The sequence below is a fragment of the Paracoccus sp. SCSIO 75233 genome (assembly GCF_027912675.1).
Taxonomy (GTDB): domain Bacteria; phylum Pseudomonadota; class Alphaproteobacteria; order Rhodobacterales; family Rhodobacteraceae; genus Paracoccus.
Window position 1 is genome coordinate 1,931,891 of record NZ_CP115757.1, and the last position, 21,001, is coordinate 1,952,891.

The 21,001-nt window shown below is 55.8% G+C and carries 8 protein-coding genes and 4 pseudogenes; 7 read left to right on the top strand and 5 right to left on the bottom strand.

Annotation, left to right across the window (positions count from 1 at the left end):
- Nucleotides 1-71: 71 nt before the first annotated feature.
- Nucleotides 72-1,497 (bottom strand): annotated as a pseudogene (locus PAF12_RS09355) (IS3 family transposase).
- A 359-nt stretch (nucleotides 1,498-1,856) separates the two neighbouring features.
- Nucleotides 1,857-2,144: pseudogene (locus PAF12_RS09360) on the bottom strand (DDE-type integrase/transposase/recombinase); the annotation flags it as partial.
- 139 nt (nucleotides 2,145-2,283) lie between these two features.
- Here PAF12_RS09360 and PAF12_RS09365 point away from each other — a divergent pair.
- From PAF12_RS09365 to PAF12_RS09380, 4 genes are all read left to right on the top strand, one after another.
- Complete coding sequence (locus PAF12_RS09365) at nucleotides 2,284-3,210, top strand: NAD(P)-dependent oxidoreductase (protein ID WP_271106669.1); 927 nt, start codon at nucleotides 2,284-2,286, stop codon at nucleotides 3,208-3,210.
- A gap of 194 nt (nucleotides 3,211-3,404) precedes the next feature.
- Nucleotides 3,405-4,433, top strand: a complete 1,029-nt coding sequence (locus PAF12_RS09370; RefSeq protein ID WP_271106670.1) for a TRAP transporter substrate-binding protein — start codon at nucleotides 3,405-3,407, stop codon at nucleotides 4,431-4,433.
- Between the two features lie 73 nt (nucleotides 4,434-4,506).
- Complete coding sequence (locus PAF12_RS09375; RefSeq protein ID WP_271106671.1) at nucleotides 4,507-5,109, top strand: TRAP transporter small permease; 603 nt, start codon at nucleotides 4,507-4,509, stop codon at nucleotides 5,107-5,109.
- Nucleotides 5,109-6,392: a TRAP transporter large permease gene (locus PAF12_RS09380; RefSeq protein WP_271106672.1), complete on the top strand. Its 1,284-nt coding sequence runs from the start codon at nucleotides 5,109-5,111 to the stop codon at nucleotides 6,390-6,392. The genes PAF12_RS09375 and PAF12_RS09380 overlap by 1 nt, the downstream gene beginning before the upstream one ends.
- A gap of 259 nt (nucleotides 6,393-6,651) precedes the next feature.
- On the opposite strand, the pseudogene tnpA reads toward PAF12_RS09380, so the two are convergent.
- A pseudogene (tnpA, locus tag PAF12_RS09385) lies at nucleotides 6,652-7,025 on the bottom strand (IS200/IS605 family transposase); the annotation flags it as partial.
- Between the two features lie 284 nt (nucleotides 7,026-7,309).
- Entirely contained in the window at nucleotides 7,310-8,269 is a 960-nt protein-coding gene (locus PAF12_RS09390) for an IS481 family transposase (protein ID WP_271109681.1), read from the bottom strand.
- A 566-nt stretch (nucleotides 8,270-8,835) separates the two neighbouring features.
- On the opposite strand from PAF12_RS09390, the pseudogene PAF12_RS09395 reads away from it, so the two are divergent.
- The 3 genes and pseudogenes from PAF12_RS09395 (at nucleotide 8,836) to PAF12_RS09405 (ending at nucleotide 19,493) form a co-directional block, all read left to right on the top strand.
- A pseudogene (locus PAF12_RS09395) lies at nucleotides 8,836-9,984 on the top strand (IS3 family transposase).
- Between the two features lie 345 nt (nucleotides 9,985-10,329).
- A complete protein-coding gene (locus PAF12_RS09400; protein ID WP_271106673.1) occupies nucleotides 10,330-13,590 on the top strand; it encodes a hypothetical protein in 3,261 nt (1,086 codons plus the stop codon).
- On the top strand, nucleotides 13,587-19,493 hold the full coding sequence (locus PAF12_RS09405) for a DEAD/DEAH box helicase (RefSeq protein ID WP_271106674.1): 5,907 nt from the start codon (nucleotides 13,587-13,589) through the stop codon (nucleotides 19,491-19,493). The genes PAF12_RS09400 and PAF12_RS09405 overlap by 4 nt, the downstream gene beginning before the upstream one ends.
- A 454-nt stretch (nucleotides 19,494-19,947) precedes the next feature.
- Here PAF12_RS09405 and PAF12_RS09410 read toward each other — a convergent pair whose 3' ends face one another.
- Nucleotides 19,948-20,982, bottom strand: coding sequence for a LacI family DNA-binding transcriptional regulator (locus tag PAF12_RS09410; protein WP_271106675.1), 1,035 nt, complete (start codon nucleotides 20,980-20,982; stop codon nucleotides 19,948-19,950).
- Between the last annotated feature and the right edge of the window lie 19 nt (nucleotides 20,983-21,001).

Here is a 21,001-nt window from a genome sequence, read left to right on the forward strand (position 1 = left end):
CCGTCGTCAGAACATTTGGCGCAACTAGCGGCGTAGATTAGCGGAGTTTGGGCGTCGTCTTTTGGTTGATGTTAAGCGGCAGGCTTGCGGTGCTGCAAGCGCCGATATTCGATGGTCTTACGCTTGATCCTTTCGCGCTGTTTGATCATGGGTTGTGCCCTGCCAAAGTAGGCATCGGCAGGCATCACATTGGCCAGGCTCTCATGGTGACGCTGGTGGTTGTAATGCTCGACGAAGGCCTCGATCTGGGCTTCGAGGTCGCCGGGCAGTAAGTAGTTTTCGAGCAGGAGGCGGTTCTTCAGGGTTTGGTGCCCGCGCTCGTTGTTCGGGCTTACGCGGCCGCACTACGGCCACGGTCCCTCCAACTGCCCTGGATCTGGGGGTGGCACGGCGCGCCGCGCACATGGCTCATCTTGTTGGCCTCGATGTATTCGGCCAGTTCGCCCGCGATGTAGTTGGGGCCATTGTCCGATAGCAGCCTGGGCTTGTGCAGCACCGTGGCGCTGTCGCAGCCCGAGGCGGCGAGTGCGAGGTCCAGCGTGTCGGTCACGTCCTCGGCCCGCATGTTGGTGCATAGCTTCCAGGCAATGATGTAGCGCGAGAAGTCGTCAAGCACCGTCGAGAGGTACATCCAGCCCCACCCGATGATCTTGAAGTAGGTGAAGTCGGTCTGCCACATCTCGTTCGGCCGCATGGTCTTGGTGTGGAACTGATCGCTCGACCATTGTCCTTGTACCAATGGCGGACAAGGTCTCGCCCTTGATCACCGTATAGGCTGGGCTGGTGATCAGGTCATGGGCCTTGAGCAACCGGTAAACCGTAGCCTCCGACACGAAGTCGTGTTTCTTGTCGGTGAAGCGCACGGCCAGTTCGCGCGGGCTGAGCTCGGCCGCCTCCAACGCCATCGCGACGATCTGGTCATAAATGTCCTCGCCGATGCGGTTCCACACTCGGCTCGGCGCCGAAGGTTTGTCCGCCAGCGCTTCCGGCCCGCCTTCCCGGTAGCGGTCATACCAGCGGTAGAAAGTCCGACGGGCGATGCCGAGCTGGTCCAGCGTCCGCGTGGCCGGCAGGTGCGACTGTTCGACGATCCGGATGATCTCCAGCTTCTCGGATGCGGGATACCTCATTCGTTGTCCCCCCTATCCGCGATCATACTTTTTTAGCAGACGGTTTTCCCGGGTGAGATCGGCAACGCATTCCTTCAGCGCGCGGGTCTCGCGGCGCAGATCCTGCACCTCGCCGGTCGTCGCGGCACGGGCGGTATCCCCGACAAGGCGACGTCTGTTGGCCTCCATGAACTCCTTGGATCAAGTGTAATACAGGCTCTGGGCGATGCCCTCTTTGAGGCAGCTCGGCGATACTGTCGTGACCGCGAATTCCTTCAAGCACGATGCGGATATTGTCTTCGGCCGAGAAGTGCCGACGGGTCTGACGCCGGATGTCTTTCACCACCCGTTCCGCAGGGGCTTGGACGGCGATCTTGAATTGGAGGATTTGGGCTTCATCTTCGTTCCTTCGTCACTACGACGAAGCCCAAATCCTCCTTAAATCACAACCTCAAATTTGTGCCATAGATGCTGACGGGGGACTGCATCGGATATGCGCCGTTCCATAGGACCAGGGCAAAGATAACCTTGCTTTCTTAGAAATGACTAGCGACGCGGATTATATTGTATGTACCCCTTCTGAGTGATTTTCGGCGCGGGTTAATCCTTAGCTCCGATTGCTCACTTAGGTGACCTTTCTTTCATGGGCCAAGAGGCGTTTCTACTCCGTGGTGAATGCCGCGTCGTGGTTGTAGAAGCACTAGATATATTGAAACTGGCGTTTTCCGCATCGCGGCACATCCGCTAAGATCGTTGCCACGGCTGCTCGGCCTTGATGGTTTCGAAGAAGGTTTTCACAGGCGCGTTTTGAAGCAGCTCCCGGTCCCGCTCATCGAAATCTGGAACCGATGTTGGCGCGGCAGTTTCTGATAATCGGAGGAACAATATTGCGCCGCCTCGTTCGGTGCGATGAATGCAACCTTTCGGCGGTCTGCACAGCGCAATGGCCATATTCAGCGCCTGGCGCGCGAGGTTACGCTTCATCCGGTTGTCGACCGTCCAGCTGATGACGCGCCTCAAATGCAGATCGAGAATGAATAGCTTGGTGGGGTTAGAGCCTCCGGAAAACCCGGCGCGGTTCAGTCTCTTGGCATCGGGTTTGCTCTATTACCAACGACTAGAAGCGATGCCCGACGGCTGATGGAACGATAGGCTTGAACGCAGAGAGAACGAGATGAAAATCGGATTTATTGGACTCGGCACAATGGGTCGCGGCATTGCGGCCAATATCCTAAAGGCCGAACATGGACTTGCCGTATACGACATAAACAAGGCTGCAGCCGATGAACTTCTCGAAGCCGGAGCCTCTTGGGCCGACTCTCCGAAGTCTCTCGCTGAAGGCGTTGAAATTGTATTTTCGTCCCTGCCCCGGCCGTCGGATGTTATCGACGTTTATGAAGGCGGTAACGGTCTTAGCGCGGGGTTGGCAGCAGGCAAGATATGGTTTGATCTTTCTACGAACTCTGTTGAAACAGTGCGGAAACTGCACGCCGAACTTTCTACTCGTGGGGTCCGCTTTCTGGATGCCCCTGTATCAGGCGGACCAGCAGGCGCGGCAAGCGGGCAACTTGCCGTCTGGGTTGGTGGTGACCGGGCAGCTTTTGACAGGGCACGGCCGGTTCTGGATACATTCTCCGATCATGCGCGGTATGTTGGCGAGATAGGTGCCGGCTCGATTGCGAAACTCGTCCATAATCTAACCGCTACTGTCATGATGCAAGCCATTGCTGAGGGCATGACCATCGGCGTGAAGGCCGGACTTGAGCCGCTCCAACTCTATGAGGCGCTTCGCGCGGGAGCCACCGGTCGAGCACGGTCTTTTGATAGCATTCACCGAAGATGGTTGCCTGAGAACCTCGATCCAGCCAGTTTTCAGCTTAGTTTGTTGCACAAGGACGTAAAGCTTGCAGTTGAGATGGCACGGCAGGTTGGGGTGCCGTCTCGGCTGTCTCAACTGGCGCTCGAAGATATGACGGAAGCACTGAACCGCGGTTGGGGAGCGCGGGATGCTCAGAGTGTGCTTTTGCTTCAGCAAGAGCGTGCGGGGCTTGGATCATTTGGGCTGACGCAAAAAGCCATTGATGACGTCATGAAGGAATAATCGATTTTTCTTATGTGCCCGCCCGCCTAGAGATCGCGCGAGCTTCTTCTCAGGCCCGATGCTCCACGGCCCTTCCGTCCCTGCTTGCAGATAGGCATGGAATTTTAGAAGAGCCAAGTCTCCAAACATGCTGTCGCAACCTTATTGGCACGCAGATTGCTGGTATCCGTTTGGAACCTGAGGAGGAGAAAAAAATGAAGTTCGGAACCATACTGCTTGCTGGCTGTACGATGTGCGCATCGTCGCTCACGGCGTTTGCTCAGGAAGAAATCACCCTGCGTCACGGCACGTTTCTTCCTGCAAATGTGAACGGAACGGTTCAGGGCAGCCAAGTTTTCATTGATGAATTGGCTCGTTTGACCGACGAAAACGTAAAGATCGAATTCTATCCCGCCGAGCAGGCGGGAAAATCACGTGAAGCACTCGAACTGGTTAAGGTCGGTGCCATCGATATCTACGAGATCGGCACAGCATATTTCAGCGGCTCTGACGTTCCGCTCTGGGGGCTGCTTGAAGCTCCAAATCTGGTCGAGTCGACCTGTGATGCTACGCGAGCGATGCGTGCCGTTGGCGATCCGGGCGGAATTCTGTGGCAGACGCAATATGAGCCGCTCGGGATTCGAATTCTGTCATATTATGTTTACCCGCAATTCAGCCTGTCAGCGTCTCGGATGAAGGTCACCGAAGTCTCTGATCTTAAAGGCATGAAACTGCGCAACGGTGGCGGGCTGATGGAGAGGACTGTTTTCGAGTTGGGGGGCGTCCCTGTCGGCATAACCGGACCCGAGACTCAACAGGCCCTTCAGCGCGGAACAATCGATTCCTGGATGGGTTCTTATCCGTCTGTCCGCGATTACGGCTATTATCGATATGTGGACTATGGCGTCGCAGGCTTCCCCATGGGTACGGCCGGAATTTTTGCGGCCATGTCTGAGAGCAAGTTTCAGGCACTTCCCGAGGATATTCAGAGCGCTCTTATAGAAGCCGGAAAAAAAGCCGAGGAAAATTTCTGCGCGTTTATGGATGTAGACCAAATCAAAGCGATAGAGGACCTGCAGACCGAGGAATACGGCATGGAGATCTACACTTGGACTGCGGAACAAGTTGAAGAACTTGCGCAGATTACTTCAGGAGTGGTCGACAAGTGGGTGGATGATCTGGAAGGTCGTGGGATTCCCGCGCGCGATGCGCTGGAGCAATACCGCGCCGCCCTGCCAAACTGAAGCTGCTGGTCTCTGCAGAGTTTTTGCGGAGACCTTTAATATTTTGACGGAGCACTAGCCTGTGGGAGGTCGTATGGCCAAGAATAGCACGTCAGGACTCATTTCATTTTCGCGCAAAATACTTGGGCTAATCGACAGCTTCATGGGCAAAATTGAATCCGTAATTCTGACTATTGCGGCAGTTGCAGCGTTGCTTGCAATGTGCGTCATCTCTCTTGATGCACTCGGAAGATATCTTTTCAACCAACCCCTGATCATAACGATAGATCTGATTTCACGCTATTTGCTGCCAATCATCATGTTATCGACGGCAAGTGTCGTTCTGCGGCAGTCGAAGCACATCTCGGTCGATCTATTTGCAATGTTATTGCCCTATCGTCTGTATTTACTGCTTCTGGGGATAGGAATGCTGGTCGCCGTTCCAGTGTTCTGGATCATGGCCTGGCGTGTCGCCCATTCTGCGGCGCAAAGCTTTGAGGCGGGCAGCGTTACTTACGGGCTTATACCTTGGCCAATCTGGGTTGAGCAGGCGATCTACGCTGTGTGTATAGGGCTACTCGAAATCCGGATTGTTCAGGTCGCAATCGCCAATCTTTTTGCGGCAATTACTGGGGAAACTTCCATCGGCATTCCATTGGTGAATGCGCATGATGATCCGCTTGAGGAGGGTGTCTGATGGCACTGGCAGCTGGCTTTATTCTACTAGTGGTTTTGATGGTTGTGGGAATGCCTGTGGCCATCGCACTTTCCATTTCCGGTGCAGTGGGACTTTATCTCGTCGGGGGTGTGGATCTTGCCGCGGGCATTGTCGCCGCGACGCCGCTGGGTTCGGTCAACGGTTTTGAATGGGTCATGCTTCCAATGTTCATCCTCATGGCAAATCTGGTCATGATAAGTGGAATTGGCCAGGACATGTTCGATATTGCCAAGATCTGGGTTGGGCGCATTCCGGGCGGGTTGGCGCATGCGACAGCTATTACCGGCGCTGGATTCGGCGCCATTTCTGGATCGAGTACGGCCGCCGCCGCGACTTTGGCCTCGACAACCATTCCAGGAATGATCAAGCAGGGCTACAATCCACAGCTTGCGGCAGGCGTTGTGGCGATATCTGGCACACTATCCATGCTAATTCCGCCAAGCGGTGCCATGGTCATCTACGCTTTGCTGGCCGATATGAGCGTTGCACATCTTCTGATTGCCGGGGTCATCCCAGGACTACTGGTCACGCTTACCATTGTGCTGACTGTACTGTTTCTGATCTGGCGACATCCAGAGCATGGACCAAGCGCGGAAAGCTATAGCTGGGGCGAAAAGATCCGTTCTTTGCGGAAAGCTTGGACTTTCATGCTTCTTTTTGCTGCGGTTACAGTGGTTATTTATACTGGTGTCGCCACGCCAACGGAGGCATCAGCTCTTGGTGCGTTGACGGCGCTCGCCCTGTCTGTTTTGCGCGGGGTGACATTCAAGCAGGTTTTAAACGCTGCACGTAGCGCAGTGGAAACCAGTTGCATGCTCGCATTGATCATCGTGGGAGCGCATCTTTTTGTCTACTTTCTGACAATGACACAGGCCGCGCAGGGGCTAATCGGGTTCTTGGCCGAAGCAGGTATTGACCGTTTCTGGATTCTCCTTTTTGTGCTGCTGATGTATCTCGTATTGGGTTGCTTCATGGACCTGATCGCCATGCTTATCCTTACAATTCCTATCGTTGTGCCTCTGATGGATAGTCTTGGCTACGATCTTATCTGGGTCGCGATACTGACGATTATCATGGGAGAGATAGGGGTTCTGACCCCACCACTAGGTATGAACGTTTACGTGATCTCAAGTACGACTGGAATGAAGCTAGGAGATGTTTTCCGCGGATCTGTGCCGCATGTCATAGCACATCTTATACTTCTTGCAGTTCTGGTCGCTTTTCCTGCGCTGGTTACTTGGCTGCCGTCCACGATGGATTGAAATATTTCAATCCGACACGCCATCCGTTCTTGGGCCCAGCGTGGAAACGGGTCTCACGTCGCGCGCCAGTCCTTTCTCGAGGCGTGCCTATTTCAATCAAATCAAGAAATAATTATCAAAGTCAATTATATATGTCGTTGTAGCAACGACGGATTATCACGGCTCTTGGCATTGTGCGGAAATTGCGCCGTCCTGCTAGCCAAGCGGGCACTGAACGACTACCGGTTGGCGCCGGTAGGATCATTGATATGCCGTTCGAGTACTGAAGTACGATGTTCTCGGTGATGGCGCCGTTGGTGGTGGAAAAGTAGCCCCTGCCCCAGAACCGGCAACCCCAATGGCTCTTGCGGATATGTGGAAACTCTCGTTGCACCCGATAAGACGAACGACCCTTCATCTTGCGCACCAGATCGGAAATGGCCAGCTTCGGCGGCACCGACACGAACATGTGAACGTGATCACTCGATAGACCCCGCGCAAGATGTCGACACCGTTCTTGCAGCAGACTTGCCGGCAGATGTCGCGCACCCGCAGCCGCAGCGCACCGGTCGGAACCTTGTAGCGGTGTTTCATCGACCAGGCGATGTGGTAGCGGTGATAGAAAACGCGGTGCTTGCCAGTGTCATTTTGCATGATCCTATCCTCCGAAATGAGCCCTTCCCCGGCTGCCGCTCATTTCGGGAGGATAGGATCATAACCTAATTCTTCGCGCTGAAGCAGGTCCAACCGGAGGTCGGAGGGTTTGCTCTAATGCATGGATACTAAAGCCCCTGCCCTGCCCCGCGACCGGAAGAATGGCCGGCTCGCATGGATGTTTAAGAAGAATAGAATGGCACCATGGATGCGCACAAGGAGGGCAGACCCTATGATGTGCGCGGCTGCCGCGGATGCTGAACGATGCGCTGCGGCGACGGGAACTAGTTGTTCAGTCCCGGCATCTGGTGGATCGGATTTAGGATGAATCGATCTGGTTCTGATGTCCAGATTTTGCAGATGCATTCGTAGGGCGTGAGGCCGCTGAGCGTCTTCAATCTGCGGGCAAAGTTATAGGCATCAAGGAAGTCGGAGAGATGTCCACGCAACTGCGCGTGGCCGTCGTAGTGATAGCGTTTCACCGTGGCCTCTTTGATCGTGCGGTTCATCCGTTCGACCTGTCCGTTGGTCCAGGGATGGTTTGGCTTGGTCAGCCGGTGCTCAATCCCGTTGGCATCGCATATCATGTCGAAACGCATGGGCCGAGAATGGGCAGTGTTTCTGTTTCGGGGCTGCTCTGCGAACTGGATGCCGTTATCGGTCAGGATCGTATGGATGCGATAGGGCACGGCTTCCAGAAGGTGTTCAAGGAACTCCCAGGCTGTCTTGCGGTTGGCTTTCTCGACCAACTGTGCCGCCGCGAATTTGCTTGTTCGGTCGATGGCCACAAAGAGATAGAGTTTGCCCTCTTCGGTCCAGACCTCCGCAATGTCGATGTGGAAGAAGCCGATCGGGTAGCGCTTGAACTTCTGCCGCTTCGGTTTGTCACCCGCGATATCCGGCAAGCGCGATATTCCATGCCGCTGCAGGCATCGATGCAGAGAGGAGCGCGTGAGATGCGATATTGACGGCTGCAGGGCATAAAGACAGTCGTCCAGTGGCAGTAACGTGTGCCGCCGGAACGCGACGATCATGGCTTCCTCTTCTTTGCTGAGAATGCCTGAGCGCGGCGCCCGCGGGCCAGTCTTCCGATCCTCGACCGTATGCCGTTTTCGCCACTTCGCGACCGTCTTGGGGTTGATGCCCAGCTCACGGCTCAGCTCCGCGATCGAAGCTTGCGTTCGCTGTATTGCTGCTCTGACCGCGTGCGTGGTCGTGGCGCTGCCGTGACGAATTTGGCCCATAATGCTTCCTTCCATTCCAAAGAAAGAATCACACCATCCAAACCTGGGATCAAACATCTAGACCGATAGCGGCAACCTGCCAGCCGCCGACGCAGGCCCGCCGGAGCGCCGTAAGGAGGACGGAAGCGAATCAGCCGCAACGCTGGCGGGCCGAGGCAGATTGGCACCGGCAGGTTAGTCGCGCGGGGTCATCGCAAGCAACTGAAAACGTGTAATTTTAAGAGATTTCGGATAGGTCGCGGCACGGTTTTGTGCCATGGTGGGGACAAGGCGGATGCGCGGGAAAATTGCATTTTTAAGCCTCTTTTATTTTCTGCAACGCTCGTTTAGCTCCGCGAATATGCGCACTCCAGTAGCATCGACTTGCATGCGGTGGGTGTACTACAGCCCAACCCAAATTTCCGTTTACGTTCCCGGAATGGTGCCGCCTTGGCTGGGACCAAACCACTACAAGGTTTGTCAAGACCATCAATTTTCCCGCCTCTCCTGACCTGCTTCCTACGAATTGGACCGTTTGAAGTGAGAAAATTCTCGTAATCTTGCGGCAGGCAACGCGAGGAAGATCGATGAAGACATCCAGGTTCAGCGAGCAGCAGATCGCGTTCATTCTGAAGCAGGCCGACGACGGGCTGGGCGTTGCGGAGGTTTGCCGGAAGGCCGGTATTTCGCAGCAGACCTATTATAGGTGGCGCAAGAAATACGGTGGCCTGATGCACTCGGAGGTCAAACGGCTGAAGATGCTGGAAGACGAGAACAGCCGCCTGAAGCGGATGGTTGCCGATTTGTCACCGGACAAGGCCATGCTTCAGGATGTTCTGGCAAAAAAGCTGTAGCGCCTGCGAAGGCGCGGCAGTTGGCGGATTATGTGCAGGGCGTGTTCCAGGTCTCGATCCGGCGGGGCTGTGCGGTGCTCGGCCTGCGAGACAACGACCTGTTTCTACCTGGCGCGCTGGCCATCGCAGGCTGCATTGAGAAAGCGGATCCGGGAGATTGCCGAGATATGAGCCGTCGAAGACGCCACCGGTTCGAGCCCGACGGCGATTGGGGTGCACTATGGCTATCGGCGGATCCACATCTTGTTGAGGCGGGAGGGCTGGGAAGTGAATGCCAAGCACGTCTACCGGGCTTAATGTCGAGGAAGGCCGCAAATCAGGCATAAACGCCCGAAGCGCAAGGTGGCGGCGAAGCTCCGTGAGGATCGGAAACCGGCCGCGGCACCGAACGCTATCTGGGCGATGGATGTCCTGTCCGACCAGCTCTTCGCCGGCACGAAGATGCGGGTTCTGACCATCGTGGATACCTTCTCGAAGGTCTCGCCAGCCATTGATGTCCGGCCACGCCACACGGGTACGGATGTTATCCGGACGCTGGAGGATGTGACGCAGGACTACGGCTGCCCCCGATCCATCAGCGTCGATCAGGGGCCGGAATTCATCTCGAAGGATCTCGATCTCCGGGCCTACATGAACGGAGTCATCCTGGACTTCAGCCGGTCGGAGAAGCCCACCGATAACGCCTTCGCCGAGGCCTTCAACAGCAAGGTCCGCGCCGAATGCATCGATCAGAATTGGTTCTTGTCGATCGACGATGCACGGCTAAAATGCGAGGCGTACCGCCAAGAGTATAACAACGACCGACCACACAGCTCGATCGGCAATAAGACCCCGATCGAGTTCATGAAATCCATCGGGGCAACCTGCCACCGGGTGGCTTGAGAGACGGGAAAACGCTCAAGGTAGCGGTCCAGCTTTGGGGGCAAGGTCAGCAGGAACCAGGTGAAAGATCGCGTGCCCCACCTCAGGCGCAGGATGGTCTTCCAAGAATTCTACCACAGCGAGGGGATATGTCGCACAAATCGGTTGGGGGATTCCTTTCGCGAAATCAGCGTGGTAGTTGAGATGCGTCAGTAGGTCCTCACCCCCGCCTATACAAGACGAGGAGCTGGCCGGCCTACAATGGTATCGCGTCACGGCAATTGCATCCGGCGGCCCTTTTGCTGACAGGTAACTTCCCTTTAATATGGAGACTTTAGAGACCCGTAAATTGCAAGGACAGAATAATTGTCACAGATGGCTGTTCGAGAGGCGGCAGACCGCCAGGATGCCAAAAAAAAGCTTCGCACTTTAGATCTCTTGGTAATGCGGTCACAGCTCAAGGCTGACGCATCGCCCTTCTTGGGGTTGGCGCTGAGTGCGAAGAAGCTCCCGGACGCTCGTGCAGCCTTGCGAGCCTTGTCGGACTGGCGATTGGAGGCGCTTTTGAAGAAGTTCGGCTACGCGATTAGTTGGGCGATCTGTGCCACTCTTTCGGAAGGGTATGGTGCAGATGGCAATGCAAAAGTTTGGCCGCTGGTGGAAGACCTTCTGGGTCGACATGTTAGGACGCCTGACGAACGCCGCGCCGTTACTGCGTCTTTCATACGAACGTGCCGGAAACTCGGTCTTGCATCGGATGGTTTCGATCGACACGTCCATGCATTTCAGATTCACGCGGGCGTCTCTCGTTCGCAGCTTCACCACCTTGCCAAGGCGTTCATCGCGCAGGAGAGGTCCCTTGGCCTACCCGACCAAGATGACATCGTGTTATTGAATCGTTGGGAAGATGATGCACTGCACTTTCTGGATGCTGGCATACAGGTATTACAGAGACCAATCCTAATGGACCACTCTGCGTGGATGGCTTCCGCATATGTAGATTGGCGTCGGGATCAGAATGCCTTTTCTTCGAAAACAGATTATCTGATTCACTTCGGCGAGCAACTTGTAAGCGCCTCCAGCGGAGGATCGGGGGCGTCGGTCCGGGTTGCACCCGTGCCTCGTCTCGTATGGGAAGATGGACGGCCTCAGTTGGCGATCCCCGGCCAGCCACACCGCTTCAAGCTGTTCTTGGATGGTACTCCTCACAGAGTTCGTGCGGGCCGCCTTTGGCCGCTTCCATACCCTTTGCCGAAGGAAGTGACGTGGGAGGGCGATCAGCCGGGCCGGATAGGAGTGTTTCAAACCGCTGGTTTTGTTCTGTTTGACAGCAACACCGGGCGCCAAGTTAATATCTCGGAACGTTCAACACACGGAGAAACGATGCTCAGCGGCATCGTTGCAACAGCAATAGTTGTTGCGAACGAGAGCTTCCAGGTTGCCGGCCAGCCTACCCAAGAAATCGCCCCAGGACTTTTTGCTTCAAATGTAGATCTACGCTCAGGTCGCGTCGCCATCGCGCGAGGCTCTCAGCGCTGGTTGCTCTCAGGTGTGAGGCGTCCTCAGATCTCTATCACTTCTCGCCCCGTGGCGCGTGGAATAGGTGCGCCAAACATGTGGAGCGCGGATACAGAAATTGAGCTCGACTTCGGATCGAGCGAGCTCTTGGCCGGGCATATCGATGGGGCTCGGCGTCCTGGCTTTGTTCAAGTTGAGGCAAGCGGCATTGAAACTGACGTTGAAGTTCAGGTCGATGGGCGGGGTATCGCGGTTGTCCATTTGGCCGAATTGATGCGACGTGCCCATATAGATGACAATGCTGACCCACTTTCCGTCTCGCTTACCCTGCTGCGTTCGAGCAGCGAGACCAAGCAGGCCATCAAGACCCGCTTCAAAAGAAAACTTGTGGTCTGGCCAGGGTTCACAGAGCAAGTTGGCCTTGTACTCTCGTCGAGGCTGCCCCCTCAGAACTTTGTTCCTTCTGAATCTCAGCACGTCTCGCAAGATGACCAAGGACAAGTTTGCTTGGATCGCAACGGTGGATATTCAGAGGGGAGAATGGCGTTTCGCCTTGAGGGGCGAGTAACTCACTTCTCGGTCCGACCGAAGATGCTCAGTGGCGTTTTGGAGCGAGTCGATGGCACGATAACCCCATGGAGGCTGGGCGACGTTCTTATTATGGGCATCTCGACGCGCAGCGACGCACTTGTTCTAACTTCGCCTGATAAAAACGCCTCGCTGAAGATTGGCGCGCGGACCGTGCAGGGGGCTTTCAGGGATAGGCCTACCTATGCGATCCCAATTGCTACAGTCGACGGCGGCGATATCGTCCACATTTCTGGCGAGGGGCTGCCCACGCTCATTACGACAATTGAAGGTGCGCACGAGCCAACTCAGGTGAACGTCCGCACCTGGTCAGGGGGAACCAGTCTATCTATCGAAATGCCGTTCAAAGTCGGTGGCGCCAAAGTCCAATTGGTCACCGAGAACGGGGAACGAGATGAAAGCGAAATCAGCTTCGATCACTTGCCTACGGAAGCGCCTACTCAGTTCTGGCTGAAAGACGTTAAGTCGATGGGGGCTCGCATCGCTATCCAAGTAGATGGACATTCGCTGACCGGATTGTGTCTCCTCAACATACGCGTTCGTCGGATGGGCGACAGTGAATGGTTCCAGTTAAGCAACCCCCGTAGAGACCACTACGCCTTCCCTTTACTTGGCGGAATCGAAGGCCTGAACGGTCCAAAGCAACTTACGCAACTCGAGCACTGGCTGACCAAGTGTTTTGCTCCTGTCGCGTGGGAGAACTCCTTGGGCACGCTACTCCAGAAACGTTGGTCTGAAGTGATTCGGGCCATGGTATCGAAACCCGGGGGCACCGGGCGCTTGTTGCTTCTTGCGATGAAGGATGATGAGCCTGACTGGTTGCCGATGGTTCATGTCATTCAGGAGTTCCCAACCCTCTTTGCCGAGCCCTCGATCAGTTTTCATGTCTTTTCTGACTCCAGTGGTGCAGAGCGCATTCTTCGTATTATTTCGGACGCGGCAGTCGAACGACTGCGGTCTTTGGATATTGCCTCGGAAGCACTGTTTGCTTTTTCAAACGCTAAGACAGCCGAGAAGGCTGACGAAAAGCTGAGAAATTTTCGGCCTTCGAAGCTCCCCGTGATCTTCTCAGGGCTTTTCGAAAGGCCGAGTGAGTGGATGGGGTCAACAGCGCTTGGACCTGATCATGCTGCGACGGCCCTTGCACTCCTCCGCGACCGCGTTGAGGCGCATGAAGTGCTTGGAGCTGGCGATGCAGAGGGTCGAATGTCACTTCGAAGCTTAAACTTGAACCGAGTGGCCAGCGTCTTGCGTGATTCTGAACTATCAGGTCGCCTGCTAAGTTCTGAAGGTGACGAAGACGCCTCTGTTCATATGATCGAACAGGCGTTGCTCGCGTTCGCAGTCGCGAGCAGGCATGGGCCAAAGACGGTCGAGGCCTTGCTTGATAGAGTTTCGAATGCACTTCAGGAAAGTGCGTCTGAGGTGCTTGGCACTATTGGGGAAATGCTTCGGCTGGGGCGGGAGCTATTCATGTTTCACCTCATTGCTGCCGAGATTGAAGTAAGGAGCAACTCATGAAGGATATATTTTACGAAGGATTCGGTTCTTCGGCCATGGATCCGCTCCTTTTTCGAAAGGTTCTCGAGGCACGGCTCCGAAGCTTCACCACCGCGGCTGCTTCCATATCCTCCGTCGTCGCTCCAGAGCTCAGGGCTGCGACGAACCAAATGATCCAAGGTGAAGGGCTACTAAAGGGACCATTCGTAGAGAGTCTTCCGGATTTTCAGAAGGGCGATTCCATTCAATCTCTTGTCTCCCGAGGTGCTTTGTCTCCACTTTGGGGTGGGATGGAGAAAAAGGCGCCCAGTTTGTGGGCGCGGCCGCTGCACCGGCACCAGCAAGCCGCAATTGGACGAGACGAAAACTATATCGTCGCAACGGGAACTGGCTCGGGCAAGACAGAGTCATTCTTGTTCCCGCTGATTGACGATCTTTTGTGTCATGGCCTCGGCAAACCTGGTGTAAAAGCAATCCTTGTATATCCGCTGAACGCTCTTGCAACGGATCAGATGTTCCGGATCGCGCGACTTCTTTTCAACGAGCTGGATGATCCAGGTCTCACTCTCGGTCGTTTCACGGGCCAGACAACACCCGGCGCGAGCCGAGTGGATATCGAACGCGATATTACGGCGTCACCAAGTTTCGAAGATGCATTCCCAGGCGCAAATCGTGCGCCATCGAATTGGCTCCTTTCCCGGGCAGAGATGCTGGATACCCCCCCTGACATCTTGATTACCAACTATGCGATGCTCGAGCATGTTCTGCTTCTTCCTCGCAATCGCCAGCTACTAAGAAATGCTGACCTGAGATGGTTGGTGTTGGACGAACTACATACCTACGCTGGAGCTCAAGCCATCGAGGTTGCCTTCCTGCTTAGAAAGCTCAAGGCGAATTTAGGAATGGAAACAGGTAGGCTGCGCTGTGTTGGGACGTCGGCAAGTTTAGATCCTGAGCGAAAGGATGACCTGACCAAGTTTGCCCAGAAGCTTTTTGATGAACCTTTTGGCTCGGGAGACGCTGCCGTGATCACGGGAGAGAGAGAGCTTCATCCACTACTGAGAGAACAGCGGGAACTCAAGTCGATGGTTGCCGAAGATTGGGTTCGTCTGGGCGAGGGCTTGGCCCGGTTGAGAGAGGACGGAGCGCTGACCCCCGAGGAGGAAGATTTCCATCTCGAGAATTGGAACGACGAATTGGGCGACGTGCTTCGTCTTTCGGGCGGGGACTTGGGCAGCGCTCTGCTCAAATCTCTGTCAGATATGTCGGAAGTCCGTGTCGTAGCGACAGAACTACATAAGAAGACAAGCGGCTTGATGCTTCTCGAGCGGCTTGCAGAAGTTGTCTTCCCTGATGTTGGGTCCGAACTGGCTGAACAGGCGCTAATCGCATTGGTGAATGTGGCCGTGCTCGCGGTTCCTAAACATTCTGGGGGGTTTCCTCTCCTACCGGCACGATACCACATTGCGGCGACTACAATTGAGGGAGCACTCGTAGAGCTTTCCGCAAGTAGTCCCGAAAAATGGAGCAGGGTTCTTGCTGGCAAAACCGGCCGCGATCCTCTTGAAGGCGCGCCTGCTGCATGGCCGCTCATGGTCTGTCGGTCCTGTGGTGAACCATATGTCGAAGCATGGGACGATGGTATTCGTTTGGCTGCGATCCCCCCTCGTAACAGCCATGCCGAGCGGACGGTCCTAAGATTGGTCGGCGCCGGCGCCGCTGCGTTAGACGAGGACGAGGAAATTAACGACGATATCGAAGTAGTGCATTTTGATCCAAGAACGGGACAGCTCGAAGATGGTCCGGGCGAAGGTATATTGTCGCTCCAGGTGGCGGAGTGCGTCAGCGATGACCATGATCGAAAGAAATACGTCCGATCTTGTTTGGCATGCGGTGAGAATAAGGGCGCCTTTGCAGAGCCGTTGACGACAATCTATGCGGGCGATGAAGCGACTTCTGCGATGGCTACACAAACCTTGCTGGAAGCACTTCCGCCGAAGCCGAACTCGGAGGCTCCATTGCATGGCCGTTCGCTTCTGGCTTTCTCGGACAATCGGCAAGACGCTGCATTTTTTGCGCCGTTTCTCGAGCGCATTTCCAGGGTGGAGGCTATCCGTGGGGCAATGATCGAAGCAGTTCGTTCGGAGGACGATCTTTCGCTCACCAACTTGGCGTCCGAAGTTTCTGCCCGTCTCAAGAAACACAGATTCCGTATGTTTGACCGAGGTGATCAATCGACTCATCTCACGGGAACCGAACTCAAGGACCGAATGGCTGCCTTGGTGACGGCGGAGGTAACCCTAGGCGGACGAGGCCGCGCCTCCCTGGAAGCATATGGCCTAATGTCGGTTGAGCACGACGGCTTGGACAAGGTGGATCGTAGAATTGAGACACAGCTCGACGAAGCTGGTTCAGCCCATTTGTCAAAATTCGTTCCTGGTGTCACGCGCTTCATACTTATGATGATGCGGCAAAGCCGCGCGATTTCGGACCTTGATGGGCGTCTTGACCTCGGCGACGAGGCAATTTGGGGCCGTGGATTGGGGTCCGAGAGGATCTCGTGGGAACTTCGGAAAGAGAGCAACGCGACGCGCATCCGACGCGTCCTCCCGACGCGACCTCGCGACAAGACACGGCTTCTCTGGGTTCTTTGTGATCGACTTGACCTAAGCCGTGAAGATGCTGATCGGCTTGCTGAAGCCTGCTGGAACGTAATGGTGCGCCCTCGTGTCGGCGTTCTGAAGAAGGGCAGCCTCGCGATGGTGATCGACCTCGATAAGGTCAAGCTTGGCAAAACTTCAAATCGATTTAGCTGTGACTCCTGCGGGCGAATTGCATCCTTTGACCTTGGCGGTGTTTGCTTGGCTAATCACTGTAAGGGCACAGTCTCCCAACTGCCGGAGTCCGAAGCTGATACCACTGTCCTTGAAAACTACTATGTCAAACGTTGGAAGTCTCAGCCCGGCGCTGCCATCGCCAGAGAACACACGGCCGCAATTGGGTCTGCGCTCCGGAATGAAATTGAAGGGAGTTTTCGCACTGGTGATGTCAATGTCCTAAGTTGCACGACGACAATGGAAATGGGCGTCGATCTTGGCGATCTGGAAGCCGTCATCTGTCGGAATGTGCCACCAGGAATTGCCAACTATCAGCAGCGGGCCGGCCGTGCGGGCCGGCGGGCCCAAGTCGCCCCGATCGCACTCACCATTGCGAAAGGCAGCCGGTATGATCAGTCTTCCTTTCTGCGCTTCGATGAATATCTGAATGCACTGCCGCACGTCCCCTACATCAATCTCGAAAACCCTAGGTTTTTTCACAGGCACCAGACTTCATGCGTATTGGCTGGTTGGTTCGGCCAGAGATTGGCAACCAGCTCTCGAACCGGATCGCCTCGTTTGCGGGATGTGCTGGCTGATCGCCTTGATGCGGCGAACCAGAAGGCTTTGCTTGAAGACTTCGCCATTTGGCTACAATCCAACGATGGCAAGATAGCGCTGAGCACCGCTGAAGGTATGTCGACCGGGATACCGACCGGCGTCGCATTGTCCGGACAGGAACTCACACGACATGTGCGCGATGAAGCGTTTGCCCGATGGCTCGACGATGTTTGCTCACGATGGCAGACAATTGAAGCTCGCTATCAGGATGCCGAAGCTCAAGTCGGTTCGGCGGACACCGAAGAAGAAAGACTGAGAGCGACCCGTAGAGTCCTTAATGCCGGCAAAGAGAAGCAGCTTTTCCTTGACCGGCTACTGACCGATAGCCTCTCGCGCTTGGGCATCATCCCCACCTATAGCTTCCCTGTGAGTTCCTTGACCCTGGAGGTCGTTCGAGATCGTGGGCAGGGCAAAGGAAGTGATGATATCGAACTCGCACGAGACGCGTCTCTGGCGATCTCGGAGTTCGCTCCCGGCGCGGAAACAATTGCAGGCGGGCGAGTATGGACCAGTGCAGGAGTCTCGCGCAGAAGCTCGCATTCGGCGAATGATGTCTGGATCGACGAGGGGCAACTTCAGGTCTGCCGGCATTGCAGAAACGTAGAGCGACTGCAAAAGGATGAACCTCCTCTTGCAAGCTGTCCATCCTGTAGTGGGAGCCTGGACATGCCCCGTCGGTTTGTAGAGCCTGTCGGATTCCTGACTAATTACAAGGATAGAGCTGGCGGGGAGCCAGGTTCCTCCCGTTTGCGCCCTCGTGCCGTGGATGAAGCTCGCCTTCTAACGAAGGCACCGTCAGATGCGATGGCCACTACAGATATTCGTGACGTCAGCACGTTCTTTGCTTCGGCTCTTGGTTCGGACGATGCTCCGGAAGGGAAGATGATCGTGGTCAACCGAGGCCCAAATGGAACCGGCTATATGCGTTGCCCGCGGTGCGAACATGCAGAGCCAGCGCCCAAGAACTACTTTGGATTCGCCTCCGTCTCATCGAAGCATCATGATCCACGGAACGGCAACCTTTGCCCGGTAGAGGAGCTTAAGGGCGCGACGGACCTGGCGCACACATATTCAACGGATATCAGGATCATCCGGATTGGTGTGCCGATCAATGTCCCTGAAACTGTGGCTGATGAAAATGCCTGGCGAGAGGACGTTCTACGTGGGGCAGCAGAAGCCATCAGATTGGCCGCAGCCGACATGCTTGGCACCGACCCGAGGGACTTGAGGGCGACATTTGAGATTGCGCCTCCTGGAGGTTTCGACATCATCCTGGCTGATGCGACGCCAGGTGGTGCTGGCTATGCCCGACGATTGGTTGAGGAAAGTCGCTTCTCCGCCCGAAAGCTCTTCTTAGAGTCTCTTGAAAAGCTCAACTGCGTCAAGAAATGCCAAACCTCTTGCGTGCATTGTCTCAATGACTACTCCAACCAAATTTGGTGGGATCAGATGGACCGGCATATCTCTCGTGCGTGGTTGGAAAGGGTCGTTTCCCAATCTATCGTAAAACCAAGCCACGTCCCGGGCGACGCTATTCCTTCGAATGCACCTCTCGGGGGAGCTCTCAGGAGCAGCTTGAAAGGGCACAAGGACATCATCGCTGTGGGCGATGCGCTTTGGGGTTCAGAAGAACCTGAAACCGCTTTGGGTAGCGCTCGATCGCTTCGTGATTGGCTGGAGGACGATCAAAAGCGGCGGGCCTGGATGGTTTACAAGGCGTTGGGAGACGAGACGCCAACCGGGACTGATCGCCAAATCGCAGAGTTGCTACGCCCGTTGGAAGATTCCGGCCGCCTCACACTGGTCAGTCTGGAAGCCGAAAAGCTGGCAGGGGCGCCAAGGCTGACGATGTTTGGAGGTGTGGTTAGCGAAGAGCTCTACGACGGTGAGGTAAAGCTGCCTCTGCTTTCCGGATCCGGGGCTGGTGTGTGTTTTCGACGTCATGGCTTGGATGACTTAGCAACTTTATGGATCACAAAGCGTATTAATGATGTCTTGAAAGCCCCATCTTCAGGGGTGTTCGCGCAACTTCTCGATCGTCTCTCGGTGCACCGTTTCCGAGCCGGTCAACCGCGTGATGTTTCTGCGGTCTTCCATGAACTGAGGGGGCAGGTCGTTGAGCTCGAAGTGCAGGACCCCTATTTGGGGGCCTCAACTCGCAACCGTGCGAAGCTGGGAGAACTCTTGTCCGCAATGCGCGGCGCGGGAGCGAGCATCGAAGCTCTGAAGTTGATTTGGAACCCGCGCAATGGAGAGGACTACACTGATACTCAGAGCAATGGGCTTCGCGCGGTGGCCGGGACACATGTATCAGGCAGGATCGATCTAAGGCCATGGGAACCCAGTAGAGGGCAGCATTTTCACGACCGGATTGTCATCATACGGAACTGCGGTTCGGGCGCAAAGTGGCGCGTAGATGTAACGTCGGGTGTCGACAATCTCATGTCTTATCAAAAGGAATGCAGTTTGTTCATCGAGAAATCGTAGTGGTGAATAGCGCCGTGTCCCGTCGACACCTTCTTCGCTAATCTTGAGGCAAGGAGGCGTTTAAGGGACGTGGACGGGTCGCGGGAAGGACGTTTCCAGGACTATGCCTTTAAACAGGGGCGCTGTGTGGATTGCGTTCCGATGGTGATGACAAATCGTGGATAGGTCTTGCTCACTAAGCACGGGGCTTCGAGCAACAAGCCCTTTTCCATCGGAAGTTTAGCTTAGACAGCGCCACGGATCATCGATTTGCCGAAATGCTGCGTGATTTACGAATGGCCGTTCTGGTGAAGCTGCGCCGCGGCGCTCGGCCATGAAGCGAAAGGTAGGTGAGGGCCGATATTCATCGACGGTTCGTCGGCGCATTCCAATGAAGTGCCTTATGTATAGTCCGACCGACAACTTTGGTCGCAACAGGTTCGCAACCTATCTCTGCCACCGGATATTGATTAGCCTAATCAAGGTTTTCACGAAAATAGATATGCAGGCGTGGCCGTGCGGCGTTGCCATCGGACCGGGTCAGGCGTGCTATGGCACCGTCGATAAGGGTTTCCGGTGCCAATTCAAACACCGCATCCATGCTGCAATCAATCAATGCCTTGCGCGTATCGGTGGTCAGCCCGTGCCCGATCATGACCACGTCCCGGCGGCCTCGTTCGCGCAGGGCGCGACAGATGCCACCTGACGCGCCGCCGACATTGTAGATGCCCGTCAGATCAGGATGGCGGTCCAGAAGGTCCAGCGTCAGCCGGTAGTTCTCGCCGGGATCGTCATGGCCCTCCCGCATGGGCATCACATGAAGGTCTGGAAACATCTCTTCCATGATGCTCAGCACACCGGCTTCTCGTTCGGAGTGCGCGCGGTAATGCCGCGATCCGGCGACAAGGGCGACGGAACCGGTTCCGCCCGAGAGGCGACCGATCAGAAGGCCAGCGGTTCGGCCGACGGCGTGATTGTCCAGCCCGACGTGATTGATACCAGAGGATAAACCGAGATCAGACACGATGGTCACAAGCCGGGTCCCACGCTCAGCGATCTCGATTGCAGCCTGCCTGACCGCCGGATGTTCGATAGCGAAAAAGGCGATGCCGTCGGCCCAGCCGGCATTGCGGCGCAGTGCTTCGGCCAGGGCGTCTGCATTGAAGCCGTCAATGAAGAAGCAGCGCAGATTTGGTGCGCCGGGCCCGCCTCCTATCCGCGCCCGCAACTTGTCGCCAAGCAGCCTCAGATAGGGATTGCCACCCGAGGGCAGCAGAAAGACGATATTCGGTGGCGGCCGTGTGGTATAGGCCGCCGCTTCCCCGGCGCTGAGCACCCCCATCTCTCGCGCCAATTCCAGCACTCGCAACCGCGTCCGTTCCTTGACGCCGCGACGCTGATTTATGATCCGGTCGACGGTCGCCAGCGACACGCCCGCAGCCCGCGCCAGATCGGGCAAGGTTGGCCGCTTTGGTGCGCCATCGGGCGGGCCGGGGACATCAGAACACATCAAAACAACTCATTTCATT